Annotated in this window: 17 protein-coding genes and 2 tRNA genes; 9 read left to right on the top strand and 10 right to left on the bottom strand. The window is 63.8% G+C overall.

Translation table 11 applies throughout. The annotated features are described in order from the left end of the window. Nucleotides 1-54 precede the first annotated feature (54 nt). Entirely contained in the window at nt 55-1,203 is a 1,149-nt protein-coding gene (gene yiaY / locus PCA20602_RS18050) for an L-threonine dehydrogenase (RefSeq protein WP_150722409.1), read from the bottom strand. 187 nt (nt 1,204-1,390) lie between these two features. Continuing rightward, entirely contained in the window at nt 1,391-2,911 is a 1,521-nt protein-coding gene (gene exaC, locus PCA20602_RS18045) for an acetaldehyde dehydrogenase ExaC (RefSeq protein WP_150722408.1), read from the bottom strand. A 335-nt stretch (nt 2,912-3,246) separates the two neighbouring features. Here exaC and PCA20602_RS18040 point away from each other — a divergent pair, with 335 nt between their 5' ends. Continuing rightward, entirely contained in the window at nt 3,247-5,205 is a 1,959-nt protein-coding gene (locus PCA20602_RS18040; RefSeq protein ID WP_150722407.1) for a sigma-54-dependent Fis family transcriptional regulator, read from the top strand. Nucleotides 5,206-5,241: 36 nt separating this feature from the next. Here the strand turns inward: PCA20602_RS18040 and PCA20602_RS18035 are convergent, their stop codons facing one another. After that, nucleotides 5,242-5,706 (bottom strand): CreA family protein, encoded by a 465-nt coding sequence (locus PCA20602_RS18035; protein WP_150722406.1) that lies wholly within the window; start codon nt 5,704-5,706, stop codon nt 5,242-5,244. 161 nt (nt 5,707-5,867) lie between these two features. Here PCA20602_RS18035 and PCA20602_RS18030 point away from each other — a divergent pair. The 3 genes from PCA20602_RS18030 to PCA20602_RS18020 all read left to right on the top strand — a co-directional run bounded on the left by PCA20602_RS18030 (nt 5,868) and on the right by PCA20602_RS18020 (nt 6,419). Further along, a tRNA-Ala gene (locus PCA20602_RS18030) sits at nt 5,868-5,943 on the top strand. A 17-nt stretch (nt 5,944-5,960) separates the two neighbouring features. Next, nucleotides 5,961-6,036 (top strand) — tRNA-Glu (locus tag PCA20602_RS18025). A gap of 158 nt (nt 6,037-6,194) precedes the next feature. After that, complete coding sequence (locus PCA20602_RS18020; RefSeq protein ID WP_039393487.1) at nt 6,195-6,419, top strand: hypothetical protein; 225 nt, start codon at nt 6,195-6,197, stop codon at nt 6,417-6,419. Between the two features lie 75 nt (nt 6,420-6,494). On the opposite strand, the gene PCA20602_RS18015 is transcribed toward PCA20602_RS18020, so the two are convergent. The 3 genes from PCA20602_RS18015 to PCA20602_RS18005 are packed head-to-tail and all read right to left on the bottom strand — an operon-like array spanning nt 6,495 to nt 10,826. Continuing rightward, a complete protein-coding gene (locus PCA20602_RS18015) occupies nt 6,495-7,634 on the bottom strand; it encodes an acyltransferase family protein (RefSeq protein WP_150722405.1) in 1,140 nt (379 codons plus the stop codon). Nucleotides 7,635-7,670: 36 nt separating this feature from the next. Then, on the bottom strand, nt 7,671-8,660 hold the full coding sequence (locus PCA20602_RS18010) for a DUF6492 family protein (protein WP_150722404.1): 990 nt from the start codon (nt 8,658-8,660) through the stop codon (nt 7,671-7,673). An 18-nt stretch (nt 8,661-8,678) separates the two neighbouring features. Next, nucleotides 8,679-10,826, bottom strand: coding sequence for a GumC family protein (locus tag PCA20602_RS18005; protein WP_174981291.1), 2,148 nt, complete (start codon nt 10,824-10,826; stop codon nt 8,679-8,681). A 256-nt stretch (nt 10,827-11,082) separates the two neighbouring features. Between PCA20602_RS18005 and PCA20602_RS18000 the strand changes: the two genes are divergently transcribed. From PCA20602_RS18000 to PCA20602_RS17985, 4 genes are all read left to right on the top strand, one after another. Then, a complete protein-coding gene (locus tag PCA20602_RS18000; protein ID WP_150722402.1) occupies nt 11,083-11,811 on the top strand; it encodes a polysaccharide biosynthesis/export family protein in 729 nt (242 codons plus the stop codon). Between the two features lie 167 nt (nt 11,812-11,978). Beyond that, a complete protein-coding gene (locus PCA20602_RS17995) occupies nt 11,979-13,295 on the top strand; it encodes a hypothetical protein (protein WP_150722401.1) in 1,317 nt (438 codons plus the stop codon). Nucleotides 13,296-13,368: 73 nt separating this feature from the next. Further along, nucleotides 13,369-14,973 (top strand): glycoside hydrolase family 44 protein, encoded by a 1,605-nt coding sequence (locus tag PCA20602_RS17990; RefSeq protein WP_246182222.1) that lies wholly within the window; start codon nt 13,369-13,371, stop codon nt 14,971-14,973. Between the two features lies 1 nt (nt 14,974). Continuing rightward, entirely contained in the window at nt 14,975-16,336 is a 1,362-nt protein-coding gene (locus PCA20602_RS17985; protein ID WP_246182221.1) for a lipopolysaccharide biosynthesis protein, read from the top strand. A 106-nt stretch (nt 16,337-16,442) separates the two neighbouring features. Here PCA20602_RS17985 and PCA20602_RS17980 read toward each other — a convergent pair whose 3' ends face one another. Continuing rightward, entirely contained in the window at nt 16,443-17,372 is a 930-nt protein-coding gene (locus PCA20602_RS17980; RefSeq protein WP_150722400.1) for an NAD-dependent epimerase/dehydratase family protein, read from the bottom strand. A 13-nt stretch (nt 17,373-17,385) separates the two neighbouring features. Next, nucleotides 17,386-19,113, bottom strand: a complete 1,728-nt coding sequence (locus tag PCA20602_RS17975; protein ID WP_150722399.1) for an FAD-dependent oxidoreductase — start codon at nt 19,111-19,113, stop codon at nt 17,386-17,388. A 183-nt stretch (nt 19,114-19,296) separates the two neighbouring features. Here PCA20602_RS17975 and PCA20602_RS17970 point away from each other — a divergent pair, with 183 nt between their 5' ends. Next, entirely contained in the window at nt 19,297-20,112 is an 816-nt protein-coding gene (locus PCA20602_RS17970) for a WecB/TagA/CpsF family glycosyltransferase (RefSeq protein WP_150722398.1), read from the top strand. A gap of 95 nt (nt 20,113-20,207) precedes the next feature. On the opposite strand, the gene PCA20602_RS17965 is transcribed toward PCA20602_RS17970, so the two are convergent. Continuing rightward, nucleotides 20,208-21,623 (bottom strand): undecaprenyl-phosphate glucose phosphotransferase, encoded by a 1,416-nt coding sequence (locus PCA20602_RS17965; protein ID WP_246182220.1) that lies wholly within the window; start codon nt 21,621-21,623, stop codon nt 20,208-20,210. Between the two features lie 335 nt (nt 21,624-21,958). After that, entirely contained in the window at nt 21,959-22,459 is a 501-nt protein-coding gene (locus PCA20602_RS17960; protein ID WP_069344041.1) for a glycine zipper 2TM domain-containing protein, read from the bottom strand. Between the last annotated feature and the right edge of the window lie 189 nt (nt 22,460-22,648).

Genomic DNA, 22,648 nt, shown 5'->3' with positions numbered 1-22,648 from the left:
GGCTACGTGACGTCACGTAGCCCATGTTCGTTTCAACTGCTCAGTCGCTACCCATCAAAACGCCTGCAAGAAGATGGCTTCGATTTCCGCCTGTTCCGCACGACGCGGGTTCGTGAAGCCACAGGCGTCTTGCATGGCGTTGGCCGCCAGCGTGGGCACGTCGGCCTCCTTCGCGCCCAGTTCTGCGAGTCCCGACGGAATGCCGATGTCCTTCGACAGGCGGTGGATCGCGGCAATCGCGACCTTCGCGCCGTCTTCGTCGCTCAAGCCCTCGACCTTCTCGCCCATCGCCTGCGCGATATCCTTCAGACGCCCGGCGCTGGTGCTCGCGTTGAACGCTTCCACGTGCGGCAGCAATATGGCATTACACACGCCGTGCGGCAAATCGTAGAACCCGCCCAACTGGTGCGCCATCGCATGCACATAGCCCAACGACGCATTGTTGAACGCCATGCCCGCCAGGAACTGCGCGTACGCCATGTTCTCGCGTGCCGTCATGTCGTCGCCGTGCGACACCGCGCGCCGCAGGTTCTGCGAGATCAGCGTAACGGCCTTGAGCGCGCACGCATCGGTAATCGGGGTGGCTGCCGTCGACACGTAGGCTTCGGTCGCGTGGGTCAGGGCGTCCATGCCGGTCGCTGCCGTGAGGCCCTTCGGCATTGCCGCCATCAGTGCGGGATCGTTGACCGACAGCAACGGCGTGACGTTACGGTCGACGATGGCCATCTTCACATGCCGCTTTTCGTCCGTGATGATGCAAAACCGTGTCATTTCGCTCGCCGTGCCCGCTGTCGTGTTGATGGCGACGAGCGGCAGTTGCGGCTTCTTCGAGCGGTCGACACCCTCGTAATCCGAGATATGGCCGCCGTTGGCCGCGCACAGCGCGATGCCCTTCGCGCAGTCGTGCGGCGAGCCGCCACCGAGCGAGATCACGAAGTCGCACTGGTTCTGTTTGAGGATCGCCAGACCGGCTTCAACGTTGGCGACGGTCGGGTTCGGCTTCGCGCCGTCGAACAACACCGATTGAATGTCCTGCTGCGTGAGCAGCTTCGCAACCTTCTCGGCCACGCCCGCTTTGGCGAGGCCGGCGTCGGTCACGATCAGGGCGCGACGGAAATGGTATTGGCGCAGGGCGGCCATCGCTTCGTCGAGGCTGCCGACGCCCATCATGTTGACGGCGGGAATGAAGAATGTCGTGCTCATCGTCATGCTCCTTGTTTGTTCTGTGAGGGGCACACCGCGTGCGCGCAACGGCGCACAGCAGGGGGATGCGCGGTGTCCGGAATCATCTTTTGCAGGCATCAAAGACAGCATCGCACTCGTCACGCGATGCGTCTTTGATCTGCTGCAAGGTCAGGCGGAACTAGAGGCACTACTCGGGACGTTCGACTCAGAAGAAGCCGAGCGGATTGACGTCGTAACTCACGAGCAGATTCTTCGTCTGCTGATAGTGATCGAGCATCATCTTGTGTGTTTCACGGCCGATGCCCGACTTCTTGTAACCACCGAACGCTGCGTGCGCCGGATAGAGGTGATAGCAGTTGGTCCAGACGCGTCCGGCCTGAATGCCGCGGCCCATACGGTAGGCACGGTTGATGTCGCGTGTCCACACGCCTGCGCCGAGTCCGAACTCGGTGTCGTTCGCGATGGCGAGCGCTTCGGCTTCGTCCTTGAATGTCGTTACACCGACGACCGGGCCGAAGATTTCTTCCTGGAACACGCGCATGCGGTTATCGCCCTTGAGCAGCGTCGGCTGGATGTAGAAGCCGCTGGCGAGCGGTCCGTCCAGCATCTCGATCCCTCCGCCCGTGAGCACCTGTGCGCCTTCCTTGCGCGCGATGTCGAGGTACGTGAGGATCTTGTCGAATTGCTGCTGCGAGGCCTGTGCGCCGACGGCTGTGTCGGTGTCGAGCGGATCGCCGCGCTTGATGCGCTCGACACGCTTCATCACCACTTCCATGAACGGCTCGTAGATCGATTCTTGCACGAGCGCACGCGACGGGCAGGTGCACACCTCGCCCTGATTGAGGAAGCCCAGCACGAGACCTTCTGCGGCCTTTTCCACGAACTCGGGCTCGCCGCGCATGATGTCGTCGAAGAAGATGTTCGGCGACTTGCCGCCCAGCTCGACCGTACTCGGAATCAGGTTGGCGGCGGCACGCGTGAGGATGTGGTTCCCGACCGGTGTCGATCCGGTGAACGCGATCTTGGCGATGCGCTTGCTCGTCGCCAGCGCCTCGCCGGCTTCCTTGCCGAAACCCTGCACGATGTTGAGCACGCCGGGCGGCAGCAGATCGCCGACCAGTTCGGCGAACAGCGTGATCGTGAGCGGCGTTTGCTCGGCGGGCTTGAGCACCACGCAGTTGCCAGCTGCCAGCGCCGGGGCGAGCTTCCACGCGGCCATCAGTAGCGGGAAATTCCACGGAATGATCTGACCGACGACACCCAGCGGCTCATGGAAGTGATACGCGGCCGTATGCTCGTCGATCTCGGCGGCGGTGCCTTCCTGTGCGCGGATGCACCCGGCGAAATAGCGGAAGTGGTCGACGGCGAGCGGCAGGTCGGCCGCGAGCGTTTCGCGCACCGGTTTGCCGTTATCCCACGTCTCCGCCACGGCGAAGCGCTCCAGTTGCGATTCGAGACGATCGGCAATCTGCAACAGAATGCGCGAGCGCGCCTGAACGGACGTCTTCCCCCATTTGGCGGCCGCGGCGTGTGCCGCATCGAGCGCCAGTTCGATATCGGCGCCATTGGAGCGCGGGAATTCGCCGATGACTGCGCCGGTCACGGGCGAGGTGTTGACGAAGTAACGACCCTCCACCGGGGGCACGAATTTTCCGCCGATGAAGTTCTCGTAACGCGGTTGCAGGGTCAGCAGGGCACCGGGCGTGCCGGGAGGCGTGTATCGCATGTTGTGTCTCCGGATATCGTTGTGTCGGCAGCCGGTCGTTCGCCAGCCGCGCGAGAGTCACCAAGCAAGTCGCGGGCCACCCGGGCCGGATCTCGCGTTGACGCCGGTCCGCCCGCTTTTCCGGCGCGTGTTGCGGTGCAACGTGTGCCGAATCCGTGACACGTTTGTCCCGTCCCGTGACACCCTCTGTATCGCGAGCGTGACAGCCTGCCCGAGGCCCTCAATCGGCTGGCGTCTTCCGATTGACATCGCGCATTGCAAACGCCCCCGGCATGGGAGATGCTTCGGGAACGACGACAAGATCATCAGATCACCCGGCACGGGGGAGACGACCAATGCCACCAACTACCGAGTCCGCACACGCGCGTCGTGTGCTGAGTGTCGCGCAGGGCCAGCCGCCGGCGGGCGGCGCTGCGACCGATCCGAACATCGCCAGCTCGTGGCGACGCTGTCTCGACACGCACGCGCTCGATCCGGGCGCACGCATGGCGCCGCGCGTGCTCGAATCGTCGCAACTGCGCGAGCGACGTAGCGCGATGGAGCGCCTGCGTCACGTCTCCATGCCCGTGCTGGAACGGTTGCAGCGTCAGTTGATGAATCCGCGTCAGGCGGTGCTGCTGACGGCCCCGGACGGCGTGATCGTGGATTCCCGTCTGCACGACGGCACGCGCGACGCCTTTCACCGCGCTGGCCTGTGGCCCGGGGCGGACTGGAGCGAGTCGTGCGAGGGTACGAACGGTATCGGGACGTGTGCCGTCGAGCGCGCGCCCGTCATCATCTGCCAGCAGGATCACTTCCGCGCGCTGCACACGCCGCTTACTTGCACGGCGAGCCCGGTGTTCGCGCCGCAGGGCGATCTGCTCGCGGTAATCGATGTGTCGTCCACGACGGCAGACGTCACGCGGCAGAGCCAGTTCCATACGCTCGCCCTCGTCAATCTCTCGGCCAAGGTCGTGGAGAGCGAGTATTTCTTCCAGCACTATCGCGACGAATGGCTGCTGCAATTGCAGGAGCAGGCCGATCATCTCGGCGGATTCGCGCAAGCCCTGCTCGCGTTCGACGATGCGGGCCGCGTGCTCGCTGCGAATCAGAGTGCGTTGAACTGTCTGGGGGCGACGCGAGAGGAGATCGTCGGCACACGGATCGACCGATGGTTTGCGCAGACACTCGACGCGCTGGTCGCGCAGGCGCATCCGTCGCCGAGTGCCTGCTGGCCGATTCGCACGAGTGCAGGGGAAGCGCTGCTGGCGATGTTGCGTGCGCCCGCGCGTGCCAATCGTGGCTTGCCGGAGACATCAGCAACGTCGCATGTTGTATCGAAGCCCTCTGCACGAGAGACGATCGCACCGTTCGCCGATCCCGCGTTGTCACGCGCTTTTTCTCGCGCGTGCCGCGTGTTCGCGCACGACGTGCCGGTGCTGATTCGTGGCGAGACGGGCAGCGGCAAGGAAGTGTTCGCGCGCGCTGTCCACGAGGGCAGTGCCCGCTCGGCGGGACCGTTCGTCGCGTTGAATTGCGCGGCGATTCCGGAGTCGCTGATCGAGAGCGAGTTGTTTGGTTACGTGGGCGGCAGCTTCACGGGAGCGCGCAAGGAGGGGATGAACGGCAAGCTGTGGCAAGCGAACGGCGGCACGCTGTTCCTCGACGAGATCGGCGACATGCCGTTCGCGATGCAGACACGTCTGCTGCGCGTGCTGGAGGAACGCATGGTGTCGCCGCTCGGTGGCGGCGAGCCGGTGCCGCTCGACATCCGCGTGCTCAGCGCGACGCACCGCGATCTGGCCGAGCGTATTGCCGAGCGGCAATTCCGCGAGGATCTGTTCTATCGGCTGAGCGGCCTCGAAGTGACGGTGCCGCCGCTGCGTGAGCGCGAAGACAAGATCGATCTGATCCAACGTCTGCTGGCGCAGGCCGGGGCGCACGGTCAGCATGGCGCGATTGAACTGACGCAGGACGCGCAGGCGTGCCTGTGTGGCTATGGCTGGCCGGGGAACGTGCGTCAGATGCGCAGCGTGATCCGGACCTTGGTGGCGCTCAGTGAGAGCGGCATCGTCACGCTCGATGATCTGCCGGACGAGTTGCGTGAAGCGCAGGCGTTGGGTGACGCCCGGATGTCGGCCGATGCGTCCCCGGACGAACCGTGGGAAGCGCCGTTGGAGGCGGCGGAGCGTCAGGCGCTGCGTGCTGCGCTCGACGCGTGCCAGGGGCAGGTGAGTGCCGCAGCGCGACGGCTCGGGGTGAGCCGTAACACGCTGTACCGCAAGCTCAGGCGTTTCGGGCTGCTGCGTGGCTGACGACGGCCGCGCAGTGCCCGCTCGGGCACCGTCGGCTCACTTCATCGGGATCGCTGTGGCACGATCCACAGGGACAGCCGTCACGCTGTTCTGCGGCGAGCCGTCGATAAGCTTGTCGGAGTAGGTGAGGTAGACGAGCGTATTGCGTGTCTTGTCGACCATGCGCACGATGCGCAGCTTCTTGAACAGCGGCGACAAGCCTTCGGAGAAGACTTCTTCCTCTTTGGGCAGTGGTCCTGAGAACGAAATCGGGCCGACGGGGCGGCAGGCGATCGATGCCTCCGCCTTGTCTTCGGCCAGACCGACCATGCCCTTGAGGCCGCCGGTCTTCGCGCGTGAGACGTAACACGTCACGCCGTGCACCTTCGGATCGTCATAGGCGTCAACGACGATCTTGTGATCCGGTCCGAGAAACTTGAATGCGGTGCTGACGTCGCCGATTTTCTCGGCATGCGCCCAGCCTGCCGTGAGCATCAGCGCCAGCGCGACTGCTGTTTTCATGAGAGGGTCCCGTCAAATGGCATGAACGTACACAAACGTGCATAAGCGGCGACGATCGCCGGCCATGCCGCGTTGCGGATTCTACTCGCCTCGCGTGACGGCTATTGGCCGACAAAGTTGCGGACTGTCAGGAAATGCGCTATAGTCACGCCTCTTCGCGCGGGGGTATAGCTCAGCTGGGAGAGCGCTTGCATGGCATGCAAGAGGTCAGCGGTTCGATCCCGCTTACCTCCACCAAACGAATGACGATTTTTGTCCCCTTCGTCTAGAGGCCTAGGACATCACCCTTTCACGGTGAGTACAGGGGTTCGAATCCCCTAGGGGACGCCATCCAACGGTAGCGGTGTGACAATCGACACATCGAAGCCGACCGGCGTCAGATTCGCTAACGCGATTCGTCGACACGATATGCGCGCGGTACAAACGCAGTACAAAGTCAAAAAAGCCGGGTGTCTTCACGACATCCGGCTTTTTGCTATGGATCTCCGATGAGCAAACCTGCCCTGACCCTCAAGTTCAAGTGCACCAAGTGCGCGAAACCCGTCACGCTGTATTTGCAGAAGACGACCGCCTGCTCGCATATCACGCCCTATCAGGGCTGGTGCAAGTGCGGCCAGTTGATGCGTCACGCCACGGGCGACAAGGATGCTGTCGCGTCGTTCGTCGATTCGATGGATCCGCTCTGGTCGCATCACCACCATCATCATCATTGAGCCCTGCGGGCGTGCACGGCGTCAGCCTGCCGCGCGCCTTGTTCACCCGACGCCGTATCGACCGCCCGGCCGTCGTCAGCGCGCTTTCGCGGGAGCGCCGATCCAGGCCAGACGTCGCCGAAGGAACGTCTGTGCCGGTGCTTCCCACACCCGGAAAACGACTCGGGCGAGCGCGAATACGACGATCAGATACGCCGCCAGGAACCACGGGTTCATCGCCACCGTCGCGCTGGACATCCCCAGCCGTTGCAGCACGATCACGGTCGTGAGTTGCAGCGGGAAGTGAATCAGATAGCTGGAATAGGTCGTATTGCCGAGATTGGCGATGGGCGACGCCAACCGCTCCGGTATCCACGGCTCGATGGCATGGAGTAGCACGATCGAGACCGGCGCGATCACCGTGGCCGCCAGATACTTCGTGCCGCCGAAGAGAGCGCACACGACAATCAACCCCACATACGCCGCACAGCACAGCAACACCGTCGCCCGACGGTGCGCTTCGATCACGTCGCGCAACCGCTCGTAGAGCAGATGCACTGCGCCGCCCATGAAGAAATAGAAGGCGCAGAACACGATGTTCGCTTCGCTGCCCTTGACGTGCTGATGGATCAGCAGACCACCTGCGGCGGCCGAAAGGCACATGATCGCGAGCGTCCACGCCAGTCCGATGCGGAAAAACCGCGCCAGCAGGAAGAACGCGACGTAAATCACGATTTCCGTCGACACACTCCATACCGGCCCGTTGAACGAGTCGGTGTAAGGCGTGAGCCATCCGGACGCGAAGATGACGTTGACGAAAAAGTCGTACGGCGTGTTGTACGGATAGATGAAGAACGCCGCATTGTGCTGCACGTAATACGCCTGCAATAGCGCCACGGCGACGAGCGTCACGATGTGCAGCGGATAGAGCCGCGAGAAGCGATTCAGGAAGAACAGACCGCCGGAGACCTTGCCTGCCGCGATCTTCGTCAGATAGCGATTGAAGAAGATGAAGCCGGAGATCGTCCAGAAGACATTGACCCCGAGCCATCCGAAATCGTAGAACGGATGCAGCAGCCCGTAGAGCGGCTGGGCGCTGCGAACCACCTCGATGGATGCCGTCTGCGGCTGAAAGAAGAAATGCTGGTAATGCCAGATAAGCACCGCGAACGCGCTGAAAAATCGCAGCATCTCGATGCCGACCATCCGGCCTTTGGCGCTGCCCGTACTGCTCATCGAATCGGGTCCTGTTGATCTTTGGGACGGTTGGCGTTATTTGATGCCCGCGCCGTTGCCCAACACCTTCTTGAGCATCTTGAGTCCCTTGCGTACGACCGCCGAGTATAACTCAGCGCCCTTGAGTGCCGGATCCACGTGCCGCTCATACGGCTGAATCTTGATCGGGAAGTACGGGGACAGCTTCGCCACGACCTGATCGAGCGGGATCTTCGTGTTGCTCTGAACCACGGCGAACAGCCCGTCGCTCTCCGGCGCGAAGTAATGCGCGGCGTCCCACTCCTGCATCTTGTCGGCAAACCACACGCTTTCGTCGGCGTGCAGCGTGCGCTGCGGCGGCACCGCTTGCGTGTGGTACTTGTCGAGCAGTCCGGCGCGCTCGGCGTTGAGCCAGTACAGCGTGTATTCCGTCCAGTCGATGGCGTAGTTCGCGAGCAGCACGCGCTTCCAGTCGGTGCCGTTCACGGCTTCGAGCCGCTCCTGCAACGACAGGCACAGCGAGCGCGAGAGCGTCGCGGGCGTCCACCAGACCCCTTCACGGTCCAGATGCGGATCGACGTCGAGCAGCTTGGCCGACGCCTCCCAGTAATACGGCTCGACACTGCGCCCCTTGAGGTGCGTGATCGCCCGTCCGTCGGAGATCAGCGAGTCGTAGTCGAACGCGTGCGTGGCGAAGCAATCCGGATCGAAGATCAGGAAGTACTCGGTCTCGATCCATTCCGGCGCGTTGATCTTGATGATCTGCTGCCGATGCCAGTTGCGAATCTGGTGCCGCTGCGAGAACTCGTTGAACGCGCCCATGTACAGCGATTCGTCGATCACCTCGATGGGGAAGTCGGACCACGCCTTGGCGTAGCCGCGCACTTCCTCGACTTCGTCGTGCGGCACGATGATCACGAAGCGATGGAACAGGTCCGGCGTCGTGAAGTGGCGCAGCGACGAGAAGAGGATGTCACAACGGCCGATGTTGTCGGCGTAATGCCTTCCTCGGGTCTTGATCGGCAGGATCGCGCTGATTTGTTGCATGATGGTCTGAACCGACGGCTAGAAGAACCGGTAGATGAAGCTCGGAATATATCCGCGACGATGCGTGAGCGCCACACCGATGAGTCGTCCGCCTGCGTCTTCCACCTGCGCCTTGAGGCCGGCGATGACCGGCTTGCGCGTGGCTTCGGCGCGCACCACGAGCACCGTGGCGTCGGCCAGCGACGCGTTCTCGATGCCGGTGAACGACTGGCTCGACGGCGGAGCATGCACGACGATGTAGTCGTGCGAGTCGCGCAGCGCGTCGAACAGGCGCGTGACTTGCTGCCACGACGACGGAATCGACCCGCTGCGCGGCTGCGCCACGACGATGTTGTGACCCTCGACGCGCGTGAAGACGATGTCCGCAAGCATGCCGTTGGATTCGTCGGCGGCGACCGGTGCCGTGGCATCGGTGCTTGCCGTGCCGCTGCCGCCATTCGACGGCCATGCCAGCAGCCCTTGTGCGTTCGGCTTGCCATACATCGGCGCGTCCGGCGTCGAGGCGATGTCCAGAATCAGGATCGGCTTGCCCGAGCGGTGTTCCAGTTCGCTTGTCAGACCCTGAATGACGGACGAGAGGCCATCGTTCTTGCCCGTCGACAAGGCCATGACGACCTTGGCATGCGCGCTGGTGCTGCTGTTGATCGCAGCGATCATGCGGCCGTAAGCCAGGTGAGCGGGACGTGAGTAGGCGGGTTCCGCGTTCGCGACGCCAGCCGCCATCCCCCCAGCGGCACCTGCCACACCCGCTGCCGCACCACGCCGTTCACCACCCAGCAGGACCGGCGCATTCACCACCGGCAACAGCAGGGCACGCTCGACTTGTTCGGGGCTCAGGAAGGTCTCACGCAGGCTCGACAGGATCAGCACTGTCAGTGCGGAGAGCAGCAAACCGGCGGCGATCGAGGCGGCGATCAGCAGACTGGCCGACACGCTGCGTTGCGACGGCGGGAACGGCGCCTGAATCACGCGCACGTTGGTGCCGTTGATCTGGCTGACCTGACCCTGCTGCACCCGCGCGAGTTCGACCTGACGCGAGCGGTCCTTGAAGCTGTCCGCGAGAATGTCGCGACGCGCCTGCAGCTGGCTCAACTGGCTCGACACGTCGCTCATGCCTTGCAGCTTGTCGCGCGTTTCCTTGATCTGCGCATCGAGCGCAGCCTGTTGCGCGAGACCTCCGGCAATGCTCGCGTTGAGCACCGCCAGACGCTCCTGCACCACGTCGTAGTAGTTGTTATGACCGAGGCGTGTCGCGGTCATCATCTCCTGACGCTGCTTCGCGATGTTCGCGCGCATGTCGGCGATCTGCTTGTCGAGCTGCACGACGAACGGGGAGGTCGCCATGTAACGCGACGCGTAGTCCGCACGCTTGTTCTCGAGCTCGCTCAGCGAGCCTTGCAGGATGTTGATCGCGCGGCTGGTCTCGGAGTCGTCCGTGTAGATCGGAATCGTCGAGCGCACTTCCTTCGTGGACGTTTGCAGCGACTTCAGTTCGCTGCGGTCCTGCGCGAGCTTGGCGTCGGTCTCCAGCTTGCGCTGCACGAGCTGCGATTCGAGCAGCACGGCGCGCGAGGTCTGGTCGTCGATCTTCACGATGCCGTGTTTCTTCTGGAACGCGAGCAGATCCGCGTCGGCCTTGTCGAGTTGCTTGCCGACATCGTCACGCTGGCTGACCAGCAGATTGACGCGCCCCGAGGTGAAGATCGAGGCGCGCTGGCGGAAGTACTTGTCGAGCAGACGCGCGAGCGCATCGGCTGCCGCTTTCGGATCGGTGTCCGAGTACGTCAGCGTGATGGTGTTCGCGAGGTCGTTCTGCTCGATGTGCAGGCGCTTCTCGAAATTCTGCAGTTCGCGGTCGATGTCGCTCGCCGTCGCGCCGGGGCCGAGTTTCGACAGAATGACGTCGCGATGCAGCTCGGGGCTCGACAGAATCTGTGCTTCCACGCCGTTGAGCTGACCCGGCGGGGGTTGCAGCGACACGCCGCCGTTCGGATTGTTCGTCTGGTCGTAGTAGCCCGCATTGAGGACGAGCAGCGTGGCCTGAGCGCGATACGGAATCGGCACGAAGAGGGCCACGAGTACGCCGAGCGCCACGATGGCGAGAAACACCGTCGTGGCGATCTTGCGGTAATAAAAAAGGGTGTTGAGATAATCCCGGATCGTCACGTCGACGACCGCGGCGTGACGGTCAGGCCTTGCTCGAGTCGAAATTGCCATAGGGATGCAAGAAGCAGAAAGGTTGCCCGGCCACGGTTGATGGTTTCAAGGCGCATATCTTACGCAAAAAAGTCCCCGGAAAGTCCCCCCAAATCCAGCATTATCCGAAATCCGACGCCGATTTATCGCGCTTGGCGAGACGGCAGAAGTGCACTAGAGTACGGTCCAGACCGTGCAACCACCCCGGCCTCGTGCCATCTGTCCCATGAACATGCTTCGCCCGGCCTGCGTATTGGCGCTGATGGCGCTGACGACGCTGACGGCCTGCACCCATACCTGGGTCGACACCAAATACCAGCAATCCGACCGCTTCGCGACCTGGGTCGATTCGACCTCCCCGTCACCCTATCGACTGTTGGCTGGCGACGACATTTCCGTCGTGCTGCCCTTTAACATCGAACTCAACTACAAGGGCCGCATCGCGCCCGATGGCACCGTCGCCATGCCGTTTGCCGGCAATCTTCCGGCAGCCGGCCAGACGCTTGCGCAGTTCGGCGATACGGTCAACCGCGCGCTCGCGGCCAACCACATGACCGCGAACGCGATGGCCATGGTTGCCGTGACGCAGACCGCCGCACACGTGTTCGTCGGCGGTGAAGTCGGCAAGCCCGGCGAACTCGCGCTCACGCCCGGCATGAGCGTGATGCAGGCGATCATCACCGCCCAGGGCCTGCTCGATACCGCACGGACCGGCGAAATCGTGCTGATTCGCCGCAGCCCGGACGGCCGTCCGATGTTGCGCACGATCGACGTCAAGGCGCTCACGCAGCAGGGCGATCCGGCGCAGGACATCGTTCTGCAGTCGAACGACACGATTTTCGTGCCGAAGTCGGCGATCGCCGAAGTGGACCTGTGGGTCGACCAGTACATCAACAAGGGGCTGCCGTTCAACAAGAACGTCAACTACGACATCAACGGCGCTCGCAGCTTCTGATCGTCCGGTGCCGTGCGTCGCGAGCGATTCGCGACACCCGGCGTGATTCCGGCCGATCCCGGCCCATTCCGGTCTAATGCGGCGAATTCGCCGTTGCCGGGGCAAATCGTGCCAGTCTAACCACCGAATTCAACCGCTTCGTGACAGCCGCGCAGCCACCTCTCGACATGGATACCCGCCCCGGTAACACGCCCGAAGCGACGCACGGGACGCCAGTCCCGGACGACCTGCCGGCCGTGTTCGCGGGCGGCCTGCCGCGCACCTTCGTGGTCGGGTGCCTCGTGGTGCTTCTGCCGCTCTTCGGCCAGACGTTTCACTACATTTCCGCGCTCTACCCGCTGTGGGCGCTCTCGAAGGCGTTCCCGGTGCTGACGCTGCCGCTGGTGCTGCGCCTGGGCAGCCAGCCGCGCTTCCCGCTGACGCGCCAGGTGCTCCTGAGCTTTGCATGGCTGGTGCTTGTGCCGAGCTTCGCTGCGGTCATCTACTTCAACGAGAGTTTTTTCACCAGTGTGACAGCGCAGGTGAAATTGCTGCCGATTCTGTATTTCTTTTCTTTTCTGGCGCTGCTCCTGATGCTCAAGCCCACGTTGCATGAGCTGGGGCGCAGTTTCGTGATTCTCGGCGCGGTCATCGTCGGCGCATTGATTCTCATGTGGCTGCTGGTGCCCGCCGACTGGTACAAGGAAACCTACGTCTTCGGGCAGGCGCCGTTCTTCACCAGCGACAGTCGCGGACACCGTATCCGCATGTCGATGTACTTCCCGTTCATCCTGCTGTTCTTCTGCTATCGCCGTGCGTTCTTCGAGCGTAACGTCGGCTATCTGGTCAGCGTGCTGATCGGGCTGGCGGTCGCGTTGCTGATCGTGAAGTCGCGCGCGCTGGCGATCGGCATCATGGGCGTGCTGGTCATCAACACGTTCGTCTGGGCGCGTCCGCGTGCGCGCATCGGTCTGATGCTCGTGGCGCCGATCGTGCTGGTCGGTGTGTTCTCGATGGGGTATCTCGCCACGATCTTCAGCGCGAATGCGCAAACCGGCTTCTACACGCGCCGTATTTCGGCGGAGCTCGCAACGCGCTTTCTCGGCAACGACTCACTGCGCTGGTTGTTCGGCGTGGGCACGATCAGTCCCGCGAGCGGCGACACGCTGACCACGTATTTCCACCACTTCTTCTTCCTCGCTGACATCACGTGGCTGGGGATCGTGTTCGAGTACGGCCTGGTCGGCGCGCTCGTCATTCTGTGTTTTCAGTTGCGCGGCCTGTTTTTCTACCGGCGCCTGCGCGCGGAAGTCGAAGACGATTTCCTCGGCGCGCTGTACGACTATCTGGTCTTCGTGCTGCTGGTCTCGTTCTTCTATCCGCCAACGCTTGCGCCAGGCGAAACGGCGGTCATTATGGCGATCTTCGTCTACATCTGGCGCGAAGGCGGATTCGATCATCGTGCTGTCCCCCGGAGTCTTCATGCGCGTGTTGCCGCGCCGTAGTGCGCCTACCAGGCGAATTGAGCGAATTGGGCGAATCGGATTTGCCCGCCTGATCCAATTCGCCGGTGCGGCGGTGTTGCTATCGTCTGCCGCCTGTACCAAAGCCACGCCCGGCGGCCCGTTGCCGGTCTCGATCGCGGTGGATGCGGCGGCGAACCGCCATCCGATCAATCCGTTGATCTACGGCGTCAATTTCGGCACGACGGCGATGTTGCAGGATCTGCGTGCGCCGCTGAACCGCTCGGGCGGCAACAGCGCATCGGCCTACAACTGGCGGCTCGACGCGCGTAACGCCGGTCGCGACTGGTATTACGAGAGTCTTCCGGTGAATCCGACGGACATCAACGACCAGTTCGGCGACCGTTTCGTCGCATTGACGCAGGCTGCCGGCGCGCAGCCGATCATCACTATCTCCATGCTCGGCCGCGTGGCTACGCTCTCGCGCTCGCGCGACCGGCTCGCGAGCTATTCCATCATGAAGTACGGTCCGCAGCAGAACCACGACGTGGACGGCATGACCGACGCCGGCAACGGCATTCTGCGCGACGGCACGCCCGTGGTGAACGATCCGGACGACGCCACCGTGCCCGACGATCCCGCGAGCCAGCAGGCGCGTGTGAGCGCGCTGGTGCAGCAGTTCGGTCCGGCCAACGCGGGCGGCGTGAAGTACTACGCGATGGATAACGAGCCAAGTCTGTGGCAGTTGATTCACAACAACTCGCACCCGACGGGGGCGCACGCCAGCGAGATCGCCGCCAAGGTGATCGCCTATTCGCGTGCGGTGAAGGCGGCTGATCCGCATGCCAAGGTGCTCGCGCCTGAAGAGTGGGGCTGGAACGGCTATCTGTACAGCGGCTTCGATCAGCAGTATTCGGTCACGCATGGTTACGCGCAGGCGCCCGACCGGCTGAAAGAAACCGGCGGCATGCCGTACATTCCCTGGCTGCTCACGCAGTGGAAGAAGGCCGGTCGTCCGGTCGACATCTTCAGCCTGCACTTTTATCCGCAGAGCAAAGAGTACGAAGAACCGGCGGACGGCAACTCGACGGCCATTGCGCTGATGCGCAACCGCTCCACACGCAATCTGTGGGATCCGAATTACAAGGATCCGACGTGGATCAACAGCGTGGTCGCGTTGATTCCGATGATGCGTCAGTGGGTCGACACGTATTACTACCCCGGCACGCCCATCGCGCTCACCGAATACAACTGGGGCGCGGACACGCGTATGAACGGCGCGACGGCGCAGGCCGACATTCTCGGCATCTTCGGCCGCGAGCGGCTGGACATGGCCACGCGCTGGGGCACGCTCGATCCGTCGATGCCGGTCTACAAGGCGATCAAGCTGTATCGCAATTACGACGATAAAGGCGGCGAATTCGGCTCGACGAGCGTGTCGGCCACGGTGCCCGATCCGGATACCGTGTCGGCCTTCGCGGCGCTGCGCGCGAAGGATGGCGCGATGACCGTCGTCGTCGTCAACAAGCAACTCGATCGCGCGGCGCAGGCCACGGTCTCGGTCGCCAACTTTGCGGCGGCGGGCACGAGCGAGGTCTGGCAACTGGTGGACAACAAGCTCGCGCGCGCGCCGGATGCCGAGGTTTCCGGCGGCGAATTGCACGCCGATATGCCGCCGCAGAGCATCATGCTCTTCGTGCTGCGAAAGGCGGTGAATTGAGATGAATCGGATGCCGCCGCCATCGCCGTCATCGTCACCCGCCTCGGGCAAGTCCGGCGCTTCGATGATTCGCGGCAGCGTGATCAGTCTCGGTGTTCGGCTGCTGGATCTGCCGAGTCGCTACGGTTTTCACCTGCTGATCGCGGCGGCGCTGGGCGTCGTCGAGACCGGGAATTTCTACATCGTCTTCAGCACCATGGTGGCGCTCGCCGGGTTCGGACGCCTCGGCATCGATCAGGCGCTGACGCGTCAGTTGGCGATGGATGTCGCCGCCGGTGACGTCGCAGCCGTCCGGCCGACGATTCGCCGGGCGCTGGGGCATGTCTTTCTGGCGTCGGCCGCAGTGTCGATTCTGCTCGCGGGCGGGGCGGCGCTCTTTGCCAACGACATCCTCAAGAAGCCCGAACTGGTGGTGCCGCTCATGCTCGGTGCGCTGTCGTTCGTCCCGCAAAACATGGGTGCGGCCATTGCCGGGGCGCTCGCCGGATTGCAGCGCGTGGGCTTCAGCCAGATGATCTACTCGTGGTTGTGGCCCGCGATTTTCTGTGTGGCGGCGATTCCGCTGGTGGCGACGGGCAAACTGACGGTGGCCAACACGCTGGTCCTCACGGCGGCGAGCTTTACCGTCGCGGCGATCGTGGGGGCGGTGTTGCTGCGTCGATTCCTGCGCGAGGTGTCGGCCGGCGAGCCGCACGGGGCGATCCCCGGCTTGCTCAAGCCCGGCCTCTCGCTGTTCACGCTCGAACTCACCAAGCTGCTGATTACGTCGGCGCCGGCGATTGTGCTGGGCATCGTCGCATCGTCGCGCGAGACAGGCCTGTTCGCGCTGGCATGGCGTCTGGCGCTCGTCGTCAACATTCTGATCAGCGGTGTGACGGGCATGGCCGCGCCGCGATTCGCCAGCCTTTATGCGCGTCAGGATCTGCCGGGGCTGGAGCGCAGTGCGGCGCAGGCCATCGGGCTGGTGCTGTGTCTGGCATTGCCGGTCACGCTGGGCATGCTGCTCGTGCCGCACTTCCTGCTGAGCTTGTTTGGTCACGGATTCGACGACGGCGCGAGCGCCTTGCGTGTGCTGGCGCTCGGGCAGATTGCGGCGGCCTGTTTTACGGCGATGCCGGAACTGCTCGGCATGACGGCGCACACGCGCGCACTCATGCGCATCAATGTGGTGTCGGTGTTGGTGCTGCTGCTGGGGCTCGCGGTGCTCACGCCGATGGGCGGCAGTGTGGGCGCGTCGGTGGCGGCGTCGCTGGCGATTGCCGTGAACGGTGCGGCCGCCGCGTGGGCAGCCCGTCGCTTGCTCGGCGTGTCGCCGTTCGCCACACTGTGGCACTGGACGGCAGGGCGGCTGACGCGGCGTTAAGTCGCGGATGCGTTGATTGATGCGCTGAGACGCTGAGGCGTACCGTCAGCGGCATCACCGTGGGGGGGCAGGCGGGTCGGCATCGCGCCCCGCCCGTCGCCATCGATCAGGCGCGTGCGGCCTCCGCTTTGACGGCTTCGCGCCACGGTGTCCATGTCACACCGAAGGTCTGTTCGGCGCGGCGCGCATCGAGACAGATATCTTGCTGCCACAGACGCGCGAGCGACGGCGGCAACGGCGGCGGCAATCCCTTCACACCGACCTTGCGTCCCAGAATCTCGGCAATCTTGAGCGCGGGCGCCACGAGTTTCGTCTCGATCTTCAGACGTCGTCCACCGATGCGCTTCACAGGCGTTGCCCCCAGCGCCATGGCATACGCCACGAAGTAATCGTTCCAGCGCGGGGCGTCGGTCATGGCGAGGTTGTAGGCCTGCCCGCCCGCTTCGGGGCGGCGCAAGGCACTCATGACGACCTTCACGACATCGTCCACATGCACGAGGTTGCTGTGCGCGTCACCCGCTGCGCCGAGATCGCCGAGACGCCCTGCGCGCAGCAGTTCGGCAATGCGCTCCGACCATTGCGGGCTGCCACCGCCGTAGACGCATCCGGGGCGCAGCAGCGAGACCGTCCGCAGTCCGGCGAGCAATGTCTCGGCTTCCACCTTCGCCATGCCGTAAGGGCTTGCGCCTTCGAGTGCGGCGGATTCGTCGATGTGGCCTTCGGCCGTGCCGTACACGGCCATCGAGCTGAAGTAGACGACGGGCATGGGCTTGCCGACGGCGTCGAGCGCCTCGCGCAGTGCGCGGGCATTGGCGACGATGGTCTCGGGCGAGCCCGCGACGCAGTTCACCAGCGCGTCGACGTCGGCCAGTGCGGCGCCTAGCGAGGTGGCGGAGAGCGCATCGACGGCGCGCATGCCGGCGTCGGCACGACGCGAAGCCGCGACGGGTTCGGCCCATGCGCTGGCGGCAAGGGCGTTGACGACATGGCGGCCGATGAAGCCGGTCGCGCCGGTGACAAGAATGCGAGCTTTCATAAGGCGGACGGGATCACGTAGGAGTCGAAGAAGTCTGGAGGGCGGATGTGGCCGATGTCGCGGGCGATGGCAGTGCACTCACGTTCGCTCGCCCCTGCAAATGGTCGGCGAGGCGCAGCGCCAGCGCGACGAGGCTCAATGTGGGGTTCGCCTGGCCGGACGTCGGAAAGACCGCAGCGCCTGCAACGAACACGTTGTCGGCCTCATGCAGGCGTCCATCCGCGTTGACCACGCTGGTGTGCGGATCGTCACCCATGCGCGCCGTGCCGATATGATGGCCGCCATAGGCGCCGTAGCGTGTCATTTCGGCTTCCACTTCGGCAGGGTCGTACGAGAAGCGGCCGACGCCGGTGCGCTCGATTTCCTGCGCCAGCGCGGCCAGCGCGCGCGTCACGGTGGCGACGTCCTGCGACGTGTAGCGCCAGTCGATGTGGATGCGTCGCATGCCGAGTGCATCGCGCTCATCGCCCAACGTTACGCGACTGTTTTCGTAGGGCACCTGCTCGGCGTGAAAGTCCAGACTGAAGCGCAGGTTGGCCGGGCGCACGATGACCGATGGAAACTTGCGTGTGGCGAGCGTGCGATGCATCGCCCAGTGCGTGAGGAAGCGCACGGTGTTGGGCACGTCCGTGATCACGTTGCGGGCGTGCGCGAGCCAGTTGCCGATGCCGCCGGGCGCGTCGCCATACAGGCGTTTGGCGTATTCGTACGGCACGATCGGACGCGCGAGATACAGCGCTGAGAGAATGCCGTTGCCGTGACCGGCGTCGGGAATGCGAGGGTGATGCAGGCGCGCGATGAAGTTGCCGGCATGCAACGCGTGCTGTGCCGGCGCACGCAACGCCAGTCGTCGACGACAGTAGATCCCTTCGTCCGAGACGTCGTAGCCATGCCAGACGGACGTCGCACCCGACAGATCCATCGTGCCGATGGTCCCCGCCAGATGGCTCATGTAGTAGCGGCCAACGACGTCATGTGCATTGCCCAGCCCACGACCGCTCGCGCCGGGGCTGTTGAGCAGCAGGCGCGGCACTTCGAGGCCGCCGGTCGCGAGCACGTAAGCGCGTGCGGCGACGGTGAACGGCTTGCCGTCGAGCGTCTTGACCTGCGCGGGGCCGACGAGTCGTGTCTGGCCGTCCTGCATCGGCAGATGGCAGAGGTTCGCATGCTGAATGACCCGGACCCGGCCTTTGGCGAGACGGGCGCGATAACGGCTGCCGAAATCCGTCGGACAACTAAATCTCTCCAGCGTGTTCGTCGAGAATACATCGCTGTCGAAGCCGCCGATCATCGGGCGCGACGGGTTCGACGCACGCGGGAACGCCTGGTCGGCGGTGTAAGCGAATTCACCCGCTTCGCACAAGGCATTGGCCTGCCCGTACCACGGCATCAAATCGTCGAGCCCGATGGGCCAGCCGCTGTGCGGCACGTAATCGCGGGCTTCGAAGTCGATGGCGTCAAGCGGCATGCAGCGCCCGCCCCAGAGCGTGGTCGATCCGCCGAAGCGGCGCACGCGGTAGCTGTCGGCAGGGGGATGCAGGCGCGCGTCTTCCACGGTGCCGGTGTAGAGCTGCTGCACGGCAGGCTCGGGCGTGTCGGCGCCACTTTCGAGCAGCACCACGTCGAGCCCGCTGGCTTCGAGTGCCAGCGCCAGCGTGATGCCGGCCGCACCCGCACCCGCAATGCACAGATCCGCTTGCAGTTGCGAGCCGGAAGGAATGTCGTGAGCGTCGAGGATCATTGGTCGCGATATTTTTCTTCGGGGTGTCGTCGTGAAATACGCGACATCTCATCAAAAGTGTCACTGACGCAGCGCAGACGCGCTGCTACTATCGTGCCTGCCATTGAACGTCGCCGGTACTGCTGGACGATGGGCGCATGCGGGAAACGCTGGATTCGCCGGATAAGGGGAACACGATAGGTCATGAGCCGTGACACTGAATTGAAAACTGCGCCACACGCTAACGCTCGCGAAATCTTCGAGCCCAATGTCGCGCTGTTTGGCCTGAACATCGCCGCCGTGCCGTTCGAGCAGGCGGTGGACGTGCTCACGCATGCCGCTGCGCTTCGCGACGGACGCTCGCGCATCGTGGTGACGCCCAACGTCGACCACATCGTGCGGCTCGACGTACTGCCCGAATTCAAGCAGGAGTACCGCAAGGCCGATTTCCTCTTCGCTGACGGCATGCCCATCATCTGGGCGAGTCGGCTTTTCGGCAGACCGTTGCCGGGGCGCGTGACCGGCGCTGACCTGTTGCCCGCGTTGTGCGACCGGGCGCGCGCGTCCGGGCGTCGTGCAGTCTTCGTGGGTGGCCGCCCCGGGCAGGAAGCGCAATTGACGGCCGGGCTGTCGCAGCGTTTCCCGGGGCTCGATTTCACGCTGATGATTCCGTCGATGACGTTCGATCCGACCGGTCCCGAGGGGCAGGACATCGCGCAACGCGTTCGCGACGCGGCGCCGGATCTCATCTTCGTATGTCTGGGCATGCCCAAGCAGGAACGCTGGGCCATGGCGTATGCGCCGACCATGCCCGGCGGCTTGATGCTCTGCGTGGGCGCGGCCATCGAGTTCGCCGCAGGCATGCAAAAGCGTGCACCCAAGTGGATGCAGCGCACGGGGTGCGAGTGGATGTACCGCATCTTGCAGGACCCGGGTCGCATGTGGCGTCGTTACCTCGTCGAAGACCGGCGATTTATCGGCATCTGCTGGCGGCAGTGGCGCGCGCTTGGCCGCGAATGAGCGTCGTTGCGCGGTGCTGGCAATCGTTGGCAATTGCCGCCGCAGTTGTCGTGTCAGCGAATCTGATGCATTGAGAGACGCGCCGCGCCGTCAGTTCAGACGGCGTTGCGTCCCGTCACCATGACGGGAATCGTCTTGAGCAGAATCTTGATGTCGAGCCACAACGACCAGTGCGTAATGTAGTAACGGTCGTATTCCACGCGTCGCTGCATCTTGTCCGGCGTGTCGGTCTCTCCGCGCAGACCGTTGATCTGCGCCCATCCCGTAATCCCCGGCTTTACGCTGTGACGCAGCATGTAACCGGGAATCATGCGACGGTACATCTCGTTGTGTTCTTCGGCGTGCGGGCGCGGACCGACGAGACTCATCGAACCCGCCAGCACATCGAACAATTGCGGCAGTTCGTCGAGCGACGTGCGACGCAGGTGCTTGCCGATCGGCGTGATGCGGCTGTCGCCCGCGTGCGCCTGACGCAAGCCGCCCGTGGCCGCGGCGGCCGCGTCTTCCGGTTGAATCACGCGCATCGAACGAAACTTGTGGATGACGATCGGCTCGCCGCGCTCGCCATAGCGGCGCTGACGGAACAGGACCGGCCCCGGGGAGTCGAGACGCACCGCAACGGCGACCGCGATCATCACGGGGCTCAGCAACACGAGAATCGCCGCGGCACCGACGACATCGATACTGCGTTTGATCATGCGCAGCAGCCCCTGCACCGTGATGTCGTGCAGTGCGAGCAACGGCACGCCGGCGAGGTCGGTGCTCGTCATCGGCAGATCGCCGGGGAAGCGGAACTCGGGCAGCAGATAGATCGAAGCCGTCGAATCGTACAGACGTTGCACGATCTCGCCGGTGAGTTCCTTGTTGTCTTGCTGGCCGATGGCGATGAAGACGATTTCGTATTCGTTCGCCTGAATGTGCGCCGCAGCGGCGTCGTAGCGGCCGAGATACGGGGGCAGCACCTCGCCGTCTTCAGGTGCGATGGGCGCGTCGTTGTAGTAGCCCGCGACTTGAATGCCGAGAATAGGCGAGCGTTGCAGACGCAGATTGAGCTTGCGTGCCTCGGGCCCGAGCCCGAAGAATGCCGCGCGACGTTGATTGCCGGGCGCATTGTTGATGCTGTGGGCCATGCCGCGCAGCACCGCGAGTCCGATCATTTGCAGCGGCAGCGCCAGCAGCACCCACTCGCCAACCATCATGCGCACGTCTTCCGTGCTTTCGTACGTCAGGAACAGCAGGACGATGGCGGTGACAAGCAGACGACACCAGCGCATGGCCCCGCGTCCGAGCATCCAGCCGAGGTTCCGGGCGCTGGCGAGCAGATGAAAACGTGCAAAGACGATGAACGCCGTCGCCGCCAGTGCGCACACGAGCGTCAGGCCGTATGGGGTGTAGGGATTGTGACCGTTGAGCCGCAGAACGGTAAAGAAGGCGCCCGCGTTGAGCACTGCGCTGAAGCCGCCGACCATCGCCATGAAGAGCCGATGGTGGTAAGTCGTCTGAGTCGACATGACGAGATTCGAAGGGTAGCGGTTACTGACGGACTCGGCAAAGTTCCGGAACGGCGGGGGCCCTCCGATGGTCGCACGATGCTTGCGCTGATTGTTACGCCGATTTTCGCGCGTATCTTAGCAGGTCAAATTCGCTTTGCGTATGACCGTGCATTGGCCGTCGATTATGGTTTGCCGCCGTCCCCCGGGCGTCCCCCCGGACATAATTCGTCGCGCGTGTTGTATCGGCAGCAATAGAAAACGCCCGCCGGGAAATCCCGGCGGGCGTTTGATTTTGCCGACGAGCGGGATCGAGGTCCTGTTCGCCCTGGCTGATCCTGCCTTCGCTGACTCGCTCAGTACGGGTACACCGTATCGTTCGAGACCGCTGCACGCTGGCCTTGCTGCACGCGCAGCGGCGGCGCTTGCGTGACCGTGGCGACACGACCGTCGTCCAGACGCACCGTGATGCGGTAAAGCACGTTCGGCTCGCCCATGCTGTTCTCGATGCGATTGCCCGCAATACCGCCGATGGCCGCACCGGCGATGGTGGTGGCCGTGCGCCCGCGTCCGCCGCCCATCGTGTTGCCGAGCAGGCCGCCAGCGGCTGCGCCGAGCACCGTACCCAGAATGTTCGGGCTGTTATTCGGGCCGTTCAGTTGCTCGATCGACTGGACCGTGCCGTACAGCGCACCCTGCTGTTGCGGTGGTTGATAGCCTTGTTGATAGCCGGGCTGTTGATATCCCTGCTGGTAACCCTGCTGTTGGTATCCGTATTGCGGGCCGGGCGCCACGCAGCCGGCCAACATGACAGCGGCCAATGCCGCGCTGATTCCCGTAAGCGCTTTGATCTTCATTTTGGATCTTCCTCGTGAGCGTGAGGTGTTGATTCTTGGTGGTGTGCGCGGGTCGCCATCCGGCTTCGCTTGCGCACCACGTGGCACATCTATTGCGACCACGATGCGGAATGTAGGGTTCCGCAGAACTTCCTGCTGTAAGAAAAGGTAAGCGTCTGTTAAAGACTGTGCACGTCTGCTGATCCCCTC

Origin of the sequence: Pandoraea capi (genome assembly GCF_902459735.1) — a bacterium.
Taxonomy (GTDB): Bacteria; Pseudomonadota; Gammaproteobacteria; order Burkholderiales; family Burkholderiaceae; genus Pandoraea; species Pandoraea capi.
Note: the sequence above shows the minus strand (reverse complement) of the source record. Positions and strands in the feature narration are given on the sequence as shown.

Bases quoted from the DNA above. Each gene is read 5' to 3' on its own strand.
- yiaY (WP_150722409.1), bottom strand. From the start codon at position 1,203: ATGAGCACGACATTCTTCATTCCCGCCGTCAACATGATGGGCGTCGGC.
- exaC (WP_150722408.1), bottom strand. From the start codon at position 2,911: ATGCGATACACGCCTCCCGGCACGCCCGGTGCCCTGCTGACCCTGCAA.
- PCA20602_RS18040 (WP_150722407.1), top strand. From the start codon at position 3,247: ATGCCACCAACTACCGAGTCCGCACACGCGCGTCGTGTGCTGAGTGTC.
- PCA20602_RS18035 (WP_150722406.1), bottom strand. From the start codon at position 5,706: ATGAAAACAGCAGTCGCGCTGGCGCTGATGCTCACGGCAGGCTGGGCG.
- PCA20602_RS18020 (WP_039393487.1), top strand. From the start codon at position 6,195: ATGAGCAAACCTGCCCTGACCCTCAAGTTCAAGTGCACCAAGTGCGCG.
- PCA20602_RS18015 (WP_150722405.1), bottom strand. From the start codon at position 7,634: ATGAGCAGTACGGGCAGCGCCAAAGGCCGGATGGTCGGCATCGAGATG.
- PCA20602_RS18010 (WP_150722404.1), bottom strand. From the start codon at position 8,660: ATGCAACAAATCAGCGCGATCCTGCCGATCAAGACCCGAGGAAGGCAT.
- PCA20602_RS18000 (WP_150722402.1), top strand. From the start codon at position 11,083: ATGAACATGCTTCGCCCGGCCTGCGTATTGGCGCTGATGGCGCTGACG.
- PCA20602_RS17995 (WP_150722401.1), top strand. From the start codon at position 11,979: ATGGATACCCGCCCCGGTAACACGCCCGAAGCGACGCACGGGACGCCA.
- PCA20602_RS17985 (WP_246182221.1), top strand. From the start codon at position 14,975: ATGAATCGGATGCCGCCGCCATCGCCGTCATCGTCACCCGCCTCGGGC.
- PCA20602_RS17980 (WP_150722400.1), bottom strand. From the start codon at position 17,372: ATGAAAGCTCGCATTCTTGTCACCGGCGCGACCGGCTTCATCGGCCGC.
- PCA20602_RS17975 (WP_150722399.1), bottom strand. From the start codon at position 19,113: ATGATCCTCGACGCTCACGACATTCCTTCCGGCTCGCAACTGCAAGCG.
- PCA20602_RS17970 (WP_150722398.1), top strand. From the start codon at position 19,297: ATGAGCCGTGACACTGAATTGAAAACTGCGCCACACGCTAACGCTCGC.
- PCA20602_RS17965 (WP_246182220.1), bottom strand. From the start codon at position 21,623: ATGTCGACTCAGACGACTTACCACCATCGGCTCTTCATGGCGATGGTC.
- PCA20602_RS17960 (WP_069344041.1), bottom strand. From the start codon at position 22,459: ATGAAGATCAAAGCGCTTACGGGAATCAGCGCGGCATTGGCCGCTGTC.